Raw genomic sequence first — 11,642 nt, forward strand, 5'->3', positions numbered from 1 at the left:
TACGTCTCAGTTCAAACCAGCCAGAGCACGCTTAAGGCGGCGTACGCCTTCGACAATCGCCTCATTGCTGGCCGCGTAGGACAAGCGCAGGTGGCGCTCACCTGCTGCACCAAACTCACTGCCTGGACGGACGGCAATGCCTTGTTCACGCAGCAGCGCGACCATTTCGATTGCCGGGATCGGCAATGAATAAGAAGGGAAGCAGTAAAATGCACCCTCAGGTTCATTGAGCGACAGCTCCGGGATGGCGTACAGACCTTCCATCATTAACTGGCGACGTTCACGGTAGACATCATACATACGTTTGACGTCGTTTTTACACTGCGTGAGTGCCACCAGTGCTGCACGCTGCACTGCACTGTTCACCGATCCGTTGACGCTATTGTGGACGCGCGCGGCGGCAGCGATCATCTCAGCGGGTCCCGCCAGATAGCCCACGCGCCAGCCGGTCATGGCGTAGCTTTTTGAGAAGGTCTGGCAGTACAGCGTGCGGCCAGCGAAGGCGGGCACCTGCAATACTGAAGTGAAAGGGCGATCGGTGAACACCAGATCGCTGTAAGCTTCATCCGCAATCACCAGATTGTTGTGTTTGTTAACCAGCTTACCCAGCGTTTCAATTTCTTCGCGGCTGTGCACGATGCCGGTGGGATTGCCTGGGTTACAGAACACAAACAGTTTGGCGCCCTCCAGCGCTTTATCCAGACGATCCAAATCCCAGTGCAAATCGCTGCGGCACGGCATAGGAATGCAGATACCACCCGCCATATTGACCAGGTCGGCATACAGCGAATAAGTCGGATCCGGGATGACGACGCGATCGCCCGGATTGACGATAGAGAGGATCGCGGCAGCCAGGCCGGAGGTACCGCCGTGAGTCACCAGCACTTCACCGTTTTTAACCGACATGCCGCTCCGCGCAGAGACGTCGTCGGCCAGCGCCTGGCACAATGTTTTATCGCCCAGCAGAGGGGCGTAATGGGTATAGCCCTGTTGCAGTGCTTCAACCGCCGCCTGGACAATACGCGGTGGGGTATCAAAATCGGGTTCGCCCATCGCCAGCGAGACCATGTCACTGCTGGAGGCAGGCTGCTGTACGCGCAGTGACGTGCGTTCGACACGCAGTACCGCTTCGGATGCTTTAAACAGTTTGGCAGACATTATTGACCTTCCTGGGGGATCAGTTGTGGTTGAAACGCTCGGCTTTGCACTCTGCGGGCGCATTTTTCCAGCGGCTGATCTCCAGATCGCCGGAAACGTCACGCAGGAAGGTCGGCGCGACAATCAGTTCTTCGATCACCGTGCGCATCGGCAGGCTGGCGCATAGCAGGATGGCGTCGGCGACATCCTCAGGCTGCACCATATGGTCACGAATGCTTTGCAGCGGCGGGTTGGCGCGGTTATCCATAATCGGCGTGTTCGTTTCCCCTGGCAGAATGCAGGTCGAGCGGATGCCGTCATTGCGGAAGGTGTTGTGCAGATAAGTCATGAAATTGCGCACCGCGGCTTTCGCGGCACCATAGGCTGCGCCACCCAGCAGATTTGGACGCAGCGCCGCCAGAGATGACACGGTGATGATGGTGCCGTTTTTACGTGCCAGCATGGAAGGCAGCAGCGCCTGCGTCAGCAGGAACACGGCTTTCATGTTGACGTCCTGCACCTGATCCCACTCTTCTTCCTCGATCCAGCGCGCGTTCAGGGTTTTGCTGGCGCTGCCGGCATTGTTGACCAGAATATCCACCTCGCCCAATTTACTCAGCGTCCAGGCAACCAGCGCATTCACCTCAGTCTTGCTGGCGATATCAGCGGCATAAGCCCAGGCTTCACCCCCTTGCTCACGCAGTTCCGCCACGACTTCATCCAGCACCGCTTTACGACGACCCACCAGCACCACGCGCGCGCCGCGCTGCACAAAACCTGCGGCAGCCGCTTTACCAATGCCGCTGCCGGCGCCGGTAATGATCACTACTTTTCCCGTTAACTGTTCCATGCTTAGCTCCTGTTCAGTGCTGCGACGTCCACGCCGTAATCACGCAGCGCTCCCGCCTCGGTGATGTAGCCTTCCTGTAAATCCCACAAAATAGCTTGGGGGTCACGTTCAGCGACCGGCATCTTGCCGCCGCCGCCTGGCATCTGGATGGTGACTTCATCGCCCGGCAGGACATCATGACGGCCAACCGGTTTGGCGAGGGATTCACCGTTGATGGCGATAAAATTAGGTGCCCCTGCCGATCCGCCCAGCACGCCCTCTGCCGCGTGTTTCTGGCGCGAATAGAACATGCTGTGCGAGAGCGGATATTGGCTGGTATTGCGAATCACCATGCGCTGTGCCACGCCGCCGCGATAACGTCCCGCACCGCCGGAATCCGGCACGATGGCTTTTTCGAGGAACAGCAGCGGCGTGGCGGATTCAATCAGTTCGACCGGGGTGGAAGACATATTGCCCGGGAAGCCAGTGACAATCCCGTCCGCTGCCGGTCGTGCGCCGGTGCCGCCGTTAACACACAGACTCTCGACAAAGCGGCGACCGTCATCGAACTGGCCTGCAAACACGTCACAGGTCACTGGCGCACTTCCCGAGTGGCCCATTACGCGATCTGGCATGATCTCTGACAGCGCGGTGAAGATCGCGGCGTGCGCCATATGACCAACGCGGTTGCGCATTTCAACCGCACAAGGCGGGCGCGCGTTGGCAATCGATCCTTCCGGTGCAGTCACGGTAATGGATTTAAAGCAGCCCTCATTATTAGGCAGATGCGGTTCCAGCAGGCACTTAAGCGGATAGACGCTGTAGGCGTAAGTGAAGGACATCGGGCAGTTGCTGCCAAACATCGATTCGGCCGAAGAACCGGCGTAATCGATGGTGATATTGCTGCCCTCGACAATCACCGCCACATTAAGGTGAATATCGCCTTCATAGTCGCCAATATCGACCGCCGCTTCGTAACGACCATCCGGCACCGCTTCGATGGCTTTGCGCATCGCGGATTCGGTCAGCGAATGGATTTTCTCTGCCAGCGGGGTGACGGATTCCAGTTTCAGGTCATCCATCAGGCCCAGCAAACCGTTAGCACCAATCTGGTTAGCGGCCAGCATTGCGTGCAGATCGCCTTCCACCTGGTCCGGTGCGCGAACGTTGGCGAGGAACAGATCCAGCAGTTGCTGATTGACCTGACCTTCCATCATCAGCTTGCTCGGTGGAATGAGGAACCCTTCCTCATACATGTCGCGCGAGGACCCCATATTCAGCGAGCCGCCGATATCCGACATATGTGCCGCTGCGCCGGTAAAGGCCACCAGTTTGCCGTCGCGGAACACCGGCGTGACCACCGTTACGTCGTTGAGATGACCGGTGCCGAGCCAGGGATCGTTAGTGATCAGGCTGTCACCCGGTTTCAGGGTGTCAGCCGGGAATTTCGCCAGCAAATGGCGCACGGTGGCGGGCAGGGTGCCGATAAACACTGGTACGCTGGCTTTCGGCTGTGCCAGGGAACTGCCGCTGGCATCCATCAGCAGGCAGGAGTAATCGCCCACTTCCCGGATAATGCTGGAGAACGCCATGTTGACCAGCGTGGCGGCCGCTTCTTCAGAAATACTCACCAGGCGATCCCAGGTAATTCGCAGGCTGATGGGATCCTCGAGAAATCGTAGGTTATCAGGGGTGGTTGTCGCCATCAGTTCAGCTCCATCAAAATATTGCCTTGTTCATCCAGCTGCGCAGAAGCACCCGGACCGACATAGATTGCACACTCTTTCTCCTGCAGCAGTGCCGGACCCTGCACTGCCACTCGCGTGACCAGCAAACTGCGCGGGATCACGCGGCATGGGCGGTAGCCCTGTTCACGGCCGAGATAAACCTGCAGGCTTTTTTCACGCGCGTCCGGTTCGGGATGACGCAGCTGATCGCTAGTGTTGAGTGTCGGAGGCGTGGTTTGTACGCGCCCCCGCCAGTTCACCACTTCTACACCTTGCCCCGGCAACGTGCGGCCAAAGCGCGCCAGATGGGCGGCTTCGAAGGTATCGATCAGCGCTTGTACATCGCCGTGGCTCAGGAAGGTGTCAGGCAACATCACGGTCAGTTCTGATCCCTGACCGACATAACGCACGCCGGCGAGCTTTTGCTGAATGGCGGTGGCAGGATCGGCATTTGCCGCGGCCAGCGTGGTCATCGCTTCATCGAATCCCTCGGCGAAGATCGCATTGATGGCAGCGACGTCAATGCCGGGTTGCAGGCGGCAACGATCGGCACGCACAAAATCAGCACTTGGCGGCGCGGTTAACAAACCGAAAGCGGAATAGACACCCGCGCCGTTCGGGAAATAGACCCGTTTGACACTGAGCTGTTTGGCCAGCGACCAGGCGTGACTCGGACCCGCGCCGCCAAATGCCAGCATGGTCATCTGTGACGGGCTGACATTTTTCTCAACCGAGTGGGTGCGCAGCGCTTCGGACATTTTGCTGTTGGCGACTTCGTGGATGCCCCATGCGGCCTCTTCAATTGTTAACCCCAGCGGTGCCGCGATGCGTTGGATCGCGGTGCGGGCTGCCTCCACATCGAGTCGCATCCGGCCACCGAGGAAGGCATCGGGATCCAGCAGGCCCAGAACCAGGTTGGCGTCAGTGACCGTTGGCAGCTCTCCGCCACGGCCATAGCAAGCCGGTCCCGGCCAGGCGCTGGCGCTCTCAGGACCAATCTCCAGCAGGCCAAGTGAATCGACGCGCGCGATGCTGCCGCCGCCTGCGCCGATTTCAATCATGTCGACTACCGGCAACTTGACCGGCAAACCGCTGCCTTTTAGCAAACGGTCGGCGCGACCCACTTCATAATCGGTGGTGATGGAAGGTTCGCCGTTACGCACTACGCAGGCTTTCGCGGTGGTGCCGCCCATATCAAAGGCCAGCACCTGATGTTCATCGTTCTTACGGGCAAACGCGGCAGTCGCCACAATCCCGCCTGCCGGGCCGGATTCGATGATGCGCGTGGGATAATCGGCCGCCACCTGCGGCGCCATCAAACCTCCGTTGGAGCCCATCACCAGCCAGTCACAGGCGAAACCGCCTTCGCGCAATTTTTGCTCAAGCCGCGCCATATAACGACGCGCCTTAGGTTGCACGAAGGCATTCATCGCCGTTAGCACGCCGCGATCGTATTCACGGATCTCACGGGACACCTTATGAGAGACCGAGATCGATACGCCCGGCAGTTCACGGCTGAGAATCGCCTCGATCTGATTTTCATGATCGGGCCAGGCGTAAGCGTGCATGCACAAAACCGCCACCGCTTCATAACCTTGTGAGCGCAGTTCAGCCGCCAGTTGCACCACTTCTCGCTCATCAAGCGGGGTGACCACTTCACCGCGTGCTGTGACGCGCTCATTGACTTCATAAGCCTGCGAGCGTGTCAGCAGTGGTTTCGCCGGTGCACCGTTCAGGTCATAGATGTCATAGCGATACTCACGTCCTAACACCAGCACATCGCGGAAGCCGCGTGTCACCACCAATGCGGTTTTGGCGCCGTGACGTTCCAGCAGTGAATTGATCGCCAGCGTGGTGCCGTGGGTAATGGTGTGAATGTCACTGGCGCTGAGTCCCGCCATCTCCACCAGTTGAGTCAGCCCGGTGTAAGCGCCCTCGGAAGGGTCTTCGGGCGTGGTCAGCGTTTTATGGCGAATCGCTTCGCCGGTGACGTCGTTTAACAGCACCAAATCGGTAAAGGTGCCACCAATATCAAACCCTATCCGCCAGGGTGACGCGTTTTTCATAGTGACCTCGAAATCCTGAGTGAGTACTTGTATTCAGTGCTTATTCATCAGCCAGCGGCTTGCCGGCGGTCTCTTTCAGATACAGCGCGCTGATCAGCGTCAGTGCTGCGGTGAAAATCACCATGTAGCTTGGGATGCTGGCGATACCGGTCATGCCGATTATCCAGGTCATCAGCAGGGGTGCGGAACCGCCGAAGATCACCGTCGAGAGATTGAAGCCAATGCTGTAGGCGCTGTAACGCACGTTGGTCGGGAACATCTCTGCCAGCGTGGCCTGAATCACGCCCGCGTGTCCGGCGAAGGCGAAGGCCAGTAGAATGGATGCCATGCAGGCCAGCGGGAACATACCGAGCGTCAGTAACCAGAAGCACGGCCACGCCAGTACGGCCATGGCAATCGCGGAGGCAATCAACAGCGGTTTTCGGCCGAGGCGATCGGAAAGCCACGCCATCAGCGGGATGGCACCGACGATGGTTAACAGACCGCAGGCCGTCACCATCAGGCTCTGAATCTGCTGGAAGTGCATCACCTTATTGAGATAAGTCGGCATGTAGACAAACAGAATGTAATAACCTGGGCCGTTCACGGCTGGCAGGGTGATGGCCAGACCAATCGCTTTCAGATGGCGTTTTGAGGAGAGTACTTCGCGGATCGGGTTACGCACTACGCGCTTGCTGGCCTTCACCATCTGGAAATGCGGCGTATCTTCGATGCGGGTTCGGATGTAGACGCCAATCAGCGCCATTGGAATGGCCAGCAGGAACGGGATACGCCACATCCAGCTGTTCATGGCATCGACACCAAACACGTTGATTAAGCCGCTGATTAACAGGCTGCCGAACAGCAGCGCGATAAAGGAACCCATCACCAGCGGCGACATCACTACTGCACGACGATGGTCTTCCGCATACTCCGCCACAAAAGAACCGGCCCCGGACACTTCACCACCGGCGGAGAACCCCTGCACGATGCGCAGCAGGTTCAGCAACGTGGGTGCGGCCCAGCCGATGCTTTCATAACTCGGCAACAGGCCTATCGCGGCGGTTGCCAGTGAAATCATCAGTAACAGGATCGCCAGCAGTTTTTGGCGTCCAATTTTGTCACCGAGGTAACCACAAATCACGCCACCAAACGGACGCACCACAAAGCTGACGGTGAAGCCGACATAGGTGAGCATCAATCCGGCATCGCTGGTGTTCATGTCACTGGCGGCAAACACCAGCACCAGTGAACTCACCAGCAAGCCGTAAATTCCGTAGTCATACCACTCTACAAACGAACCGACTCCGCCTGCGATTGACGCGCGGCGTACAACGTTGTTCTTCGTCTTTCCATCCTTCGGCAGTGCGTAATCCATTGTTGCGGCATGTGATTTCGTCATCTGTTTTGCCCTGAGTTAAGCGTGATTAATCCCCGGAAGGCCTTAAACGGTATTGGCCTGACTTTATTTATATTGACGGGTCACTTCCGCCGTCATTTCTGCTTCACGTCGGGCAACTTCGCGCACTTCCGCCAATACCGCCTCTGCGCGCCAGAAAGGAATGACAATGATGCCGTCGTCATCACCCACCACAATATCGCCTGCGGCACATACCACGCCGCCAATCGCCACCGGCTCACCGATCACGCCCGGACCATTTTTGAACGGGCCAGCAGGAGAAACGCCGCGACAGAAGGTCGGTAAACCCGTCGATTCAATCACTTTGCGGTCACGCACTGCACCATCAATCACCTGTGCGACGGCGCCCGCATGCTGAAATCGCTGGGTGAGTTGTTCACCCACCAGGGCGCGGTCAATGTGGCCCTGGCCATTGATCATCATCACATCGCCTGGCTGGATATAATCCAGTGAACGAATAACGGCAGCGTTATCGCCGGGCGTGACCAGTACAGGAAAAGCAAAGCCGACGAACGCGGTGTGGGTGGTGACCGGAACGATCCCGGCATCGCACATGTTCAGTCTTTCCATTGCATCACCAATATTGGCAACGGGAAAATCAGCGAATGCGGCAAGCCATTTTTTATCGGGACGGTTCCATGCTTCTGGAATACGGACGTAAGCTGTTTCGAGTGCCATGCCAACCACCTTTTAAGTGAAAAGTATTTATCAAGTGAGAATGTTTTATCACTTTTAAATTTGCGTTAGCAATACGCTTATCAGGATGAAAATGTGGTTTTTTAGCTGAGTTTTGGAAGCTTTCCATGAAGGGTTTCTAGCGTATTGCCATGAAGTTAATGACTATTTTCTGTTGGTTTCAATGGATAAAAAACAGCCTGAATTTATAAATTCATTTCTATATTATTTTCTTATGAATTTATTTTGACGTCACGCACAAAAATAGCACGCCAATGGTTAAATATGACGATCGCATCACAATAATGGTGCATTGAGTTATAATTTTTTAGCTATATCTCTCTTTAGAAGGGCTATTTCCCATTACTACATTACCGATTAACTGCACCGTTTAAGGGCAACCCTAACTGCGGTGAAAACAATTGACCGCCTACAGCTTATTCCTCGGCAGTTCGTCGAGTGGCTTTTCACACACGGCGTAAATTATCATTTTCAGCTTCCAGGGCGTTTTTGTTAGCATTTTAGCGTGCGTATTAGTCGAGTTGCCTCGCGCTGTTAGTGTTTTCGCGTTATAGTGCGGATAAATTACCGTTTTCAACTGAATGTTAAAGGAATCAGCCGATGCTGGTGGGATTTAAGGCGCTCTGCAAGCGCTATCACATTGAACTGGTTCAGCCACTTCGCGTGGAATCGGCTATTGGCACGGTTCGCGCCACCCATGAGAACCAGGGATGCATCGAAAAGCGCTATCCTCCGAGCTATCAACCTGACGATAGCTTCTCAGGCCATTTTGCGTTTGGCCTCAAATATGAAGAGATCCATCTGGAGTTTTTTGCCCGGCTCTTCGCTGCCATCGGCCCTGAACCGATCGAAAGCTGGTGCCTGCGCGAGCCCTTTGGCCAATACGCACGCCGTACTGGCTTTCTCTATGAATGGCTAACAGGTAACACGCTCACCAACGTGCCCGATGTCGCTAACGGCGGGTATATTACGGCGATTTCCGCGAAGGACTATCTGACGCGCACCTCAGCGATCAAGAATAAACGCTGGCGTATCAATGATAACTTACCCGGCTCGCCTGACTTCTGCCCTGTGGTTCGCCGCACGCCTGAGATTGAGAATGCCATTGCCTTTGATGTCACGGCAGCACTGCATGAACTGGATGATACTTTCGGCGCAGATATTCTGCTGCGAACCGCCAGCTGGCTGACCTTCAAGGAATCCCGTGCCAGCTTTTTAATTGAGAAAGAGGCGGAGCAGGCCGATCGTATTCAGCGTTTCGCCCATGTGATTGCGCAATATTGCGGCCAGATCGATGACCCGCTCAGTGATGAAAGCCTGCATATTCTGCAAAGAGGCATTCTCGGTCACGAGGCGTTGGGACTGGGGCTGCGTCGCTCGCCGGTGTTTGTCGGACAGGCCACGATGCGCGAAGATATCGTGCATTACGTGGCGCCGCAGTTTGAAGATTTGCCGCAGTTTATGCGCGGATTGCAGGAGTTTGAGCTCGCCACCCGTGGCGCCGAGCCTCTGGCCAGAGCGGGCGTGATTGCCTTCGGCTTTGTGTATATTCATCCGATGCGCGACGGGAATGGCCGTATTCACCGCTTCCTGATTAATGACTCATTAATCCGCGACGGCGCCATTCCTGAAGGCGTTATCCTGCCGGTCTCGGCCAGCATCACCAGCTCACTGGATTTCCGTGTTGGCTATGACCGCACGCTGGAAGTGTTCTCCAAACGCCTGATGCGCCGCTATGCCACCTCATGCCATTTTGGTGAGATTGTGACCTATGACGACGGTACACCGAGCAACTTCACCTTCGCCGACTACGAAGATGCGCGTTACGCCTGGCGCTACCCGGATTTGACCTCTCACGTGTTGTACACCGCGAAAGTGATTGAGCACACCGTGCGAGTCGAAATGGCAGATGAAGCCAGATTGCTGACAATATTCCAGAAGGCGCAGGAGAGGCTGAAGGAAGTGCTGGAGATGCCGGATCAGGATGCGAATCGGATAATCCGATCATTGAAAGAGAATGGCTGGCAGGTGTCAGGAAAGTTGAGAAAGGAGTATCCGCCGCTAGAGGATACGGCAAGGGCGGAGAAGATCGTTGAGGCGGTCAAGTCGGCGTTTGACGAGGGGAGTTAAGAACAGTTGGGTTGGACGCAATTCTGAACATAAACGCCCTTACAGGAGAACTGCATGCATCATATTGATGTGCAAGTGTTGAACGCAGCACTGGCATGGGCTGAGGAGCATCCGGTGTGGCTATGTACGGTGCTCAGGACCTTTGGCTCGTCCCCGCGCCCGCCAGGCGCAATGATGGTGATCAGAAGCGATGGTCGCTATTGCGGCTCGCTGTCGGGCGGGTGCGTGGAAGAAAGCTTTATCGCCCGAATTGGCGACGATATTTTTTCCTTGCCCAGCCAGATTGTGCGTTATGGAGACGGTGGCTTTGAGCCGGACCAGGCGCTGCCCTGCGGAGGCGCGCTGGACATCCTGGTGGAAAAGTTGATGCCGGGTAAAGCGTCGCTCGGCTACCTGCGCCAGATGATGTCAGCGTTGACGGGGCCGCATTCCGTGGTAAAAGCGCTGACAATACCCGAACCGTGCCGTTCGCTGCTACCTGGGGGGTATCTGAGCCGGACGCATACTCAGGTACAGGGCGCGAACATCGTGCTGACGTTGTGCGCCCCTCCCAGGGTGGTCATTGCGGGCCTCTCCAGCGTCGCACTCTACTGCGCTAACTTTGCTCAGGCTTTAGGGTTTGAAACACTGGTGTGTGAGCACCGCGAGGATGTACTGCTGAATCTGGCCGATCAACTTGATGACTCTGTGAAGTTAATCAAGCAGTTTCCCGCTAGCTATCTTGAACGTGAAGGGTGTCACTCAGGCACCGCGATTCTTTCCCTTACCCATGACCCTCGCATCGACGATCTCACGATGATGGAGGCTGTAAATCTGCCCGCTTTTTATATCGGCGCCATGGGATCGCAGAACAACAGTCTGAGGCGAAAAGAGCGGTTAGTCAGGATTGGCGAACTGAATCCCGAAGAAATTAACCGGATTCATGCCCCGATTGGGATGGATATTGGCAGCAAAACACCCGCGGAGATCGCGCTATCCATTATGGCCGATGTCGTTAGCCACAAAAATGGTTTGATGGGCTCACCGCAGGACAAGGAGGGCGCATCGTGAATATTGCCATTCTGGTCATGGCCGCTGGGTACAGCCGTCGTTTCAGACAACCCGGCCGGGGAAATAAACTCGCTGCGGTAATGCAGGGGAAGCCAGTGCTACAGCATACGCTGGAAAATGTGCGGGCTACTGGTCTTGACTGCTATGTGGTGGCTCGGGCTGAAGACAGGCAACTGCATGCGTTGATGTCGGAGGAACGTATCGTGCGCTGTTCAAGTGAGGGGCTGGGGGAATCTATCGCGGCGGGCGTTAACGCCACAGCAGATTATGACGGATGGTTAATTACCCTCGCGGATATGCCTTTTATCCAGCCCTCCAGCTATCAAACAGTCAGTGAAGCGCTGCGCAACGCCCGATCGGTACGCGCACAAGTCGATGGCATACAGGGTCATCCCGTCGGTTTTCAGCAATCTTTTTACTCTCAGCTTTGCGCATTACAGGGAGACAAAGGGGCGAGGGAATTGTTGAACGCTGATGCTGTCACATTAGTTGACTTAACCGATCGCGGCTGCATCACGGATATTGATACTATTGAGGATATGACGCGGGCTAATCAGGCTGAAGGTTGATCTGGCTAAGAGACAGACCCGTTGCACGGACTTGCAGAC

The 11,642-nt window shown here is 56.1% G+C and carries 9 protein-coding genes; 3 read left to right on the plus strand and 6 right to left on the minus strand.

The annotated features are described in order from the left end of the window. Positions 1 to 6: 6 nt before the first annotated feature. The 6 genes from F3J37_RS19120 to F3J37_RS19145 all read right to left on the minus strand — a co-directional run bounded on the left by F3J37_RS19120 (position 7) and on the right by F3J37_RS19145 (position 7,836). Positions 7 to 1,158, minus strand: coding sequence for a pyridoxal phosphate-dependent aminotransferase (locus F3J37_RS19120; RefSeq protein WP_034823381.1), 1,152 nt, complete (start codon positions 1,156 to 1,158; stop codon positions 7 to 9). A gap of 19 nt (positions 1,159 to 1,177) precedes the next feature. Next, positions 1,178 to 1,987 carry an SDR family oxidoreductase gene (locus tag F3J37_RS19125; RefSeq protein WP_034823382.1) on the minus strand — a complete coding sequence of 270 codons (810 nt, stop codon included), beginning with the start codon at positions 1,985 to 1,987 and terminating at the stop codon, positions 1,178 to 1,180. Between the two features lie 2 nt (positions 1,988 to 1,989). Continuing rightward, a complete protein-coding gene (locus F3J37_RS19130) occupies positions 1,990 to 3,672 on the minus strand; it encodes a hydantoinase B/oxoprolinase family protein (protein WP_034823383.1) in 1,683 nt (560 codons plus the stop codon). Beyond that, on the minus strand, positions 3,672 to 5,759 hold the full coding sequence (locus tag F3J37_RS19135; RefSeq protein WP_034823384.1) for a hydantoinase/oxoprolinase family protein: 2,088 nt from the start codon (positions 5,757 to 5,759) through the stop codon (positions 3,672 to 3,674). The genes F3J37_RS19130 and F3J37_RS19135 overlap by 1 nt, the downstream gene beginning before the upstream one ends. Positions 5,760 to 5,799: 40 nt before the next feature. Further along, a complete protein-coding gene (locus F3J37_RS19140) occupies positions 5,800 to 7,140 on the minus strand; it encodes an MFS transporter (RefSeq protein WP_166935116.1) in 1,341 nt (446 codons plus the stop codon). Positions 7,141 to 7,203: 63 nt separating this feature from the next. Next, positions 7,204 to 7,836, minus strand: coding sequence for an RraA family protein (locus F3J37_RS19145; RefSeq protein ID WP_034823386.1), 633 nt, complete (start codon positions 7,834 to 7,836; stop codon positions 7,204 to 7,206). Between the two features lie 618 nt (positions 7,837 to 8,454). Between F3J37_RS19145 and F3J37_RS19150 the strand changes: the two genes are divergently transcribed. Genes F3J37_RS19150 through F3J37_RS19160 form a run of 3 tightly spaced genes read left to right on the plus strand, consistent with a single transcriptional unit; the run spans position 8,455 to position 11,603 of the window. Further along, complete coding sequence (locus F3J37_RS19150; RefSeq protein WP_034823387.1) at positions 8,455 to 9,984, plus strand: Fic family protein; 1,530 nt, start codon at positions 8,455 to 8,457, stop codon at positions 9,982 to 9,984. Between the two features lie 54 nt (positions 9,985 to 10,038). Continuing rightward, positions 10,039 to 11,034: an XdhC family protein gene (locus F3J37_RS19155; RefSeq protein ID WP_052127437.1), complete on the plus strand. Its 996-nt coding sequence runs from the start codon at positions 10,039 to 10,041 to the stop codon at positions 11,032 to 11,034. After that, entirely contained in the window at positions 11,031 to 11,603 is a 573-nt protein-coding gene (locus tag F3J37_RS19160; RefSeq protein ID WP_052127438.1) for a nucleotidyltransferase family protein, read from the plus strand. Before F3J37_RS19155 ends, F3J37_RS19160 begins: the two co-directional genes overlap by 4 nt. Positions 11,604 to 11,642 lie beyond the last annotated feature (39 nt).

Origin of the sequence: Candidatus Pantoea communis (genome assembly GCF_011752685.1) — a bacterium.
Taxonomy (GTDB): domain Bacteria; phylum Pseudomonadota; class Gammaproteobacteria; order Enterobacterales; family Enterobacteriaceae; genus Pantoea; species Pantoea communis.

Coding starts and splice junctions, on each gene's coding strand:
- F3J37_RS19130 (WP_034823383.1), bottom strand. CDS start 3,672: ATGGCGACAACCACCCCTGATAACCTACGATTTCTCGAGGATCCCATC.
- F3J37_RS19135 (WP_034823384.1), bottom strand. CDS start 5,759: ATGAAAAACGCGTCACCCTGGCGGATAGGGTTTGATATTGGTGGCACC.
- F3J37_RS19150 (WP_034823387.1), top strand. CDS start 8,455: ATGCTGGTGGGATTTAAGGCGCTCTGCAAGCGCTATCACATTGAACTG.
- F3J37_RS19145 (WP_034823386.1), bottom strand. CDS start 7,836: ATGGCACTCGAAACAGCTTACGTCCGTATTCCAGAAGCATGGAACCGT.
- F3J37_RS19120 (WP_034823381.1), bottom strand. CDS start 1,158: ATGTCTGCCAAACTGTTTAAAGCATCCGAAGCGGTACTGCGTGTCGAA.
- F3J37_RS19140 (WP_166935116.1), bottom strand. CDS start 7,140: ATGACGAAATCACATGCCGCAACAATGGATTACGCACTGCCGAAGGAT.
- F3J37_RS19125 (WP_034823382.1), bottom strand. CDS start 1,987: ATGGAACAGTTAACGGGAAAAGTAGTGATCATTACCGGCGCCGGCAGC.
- F3J37_RS19155 (WP_052127437.1), top strand. CDS start 10,039: ATGCATCATATTGATGTGCAAGTGTTGAACGCAGCACTGGCATGGGCT.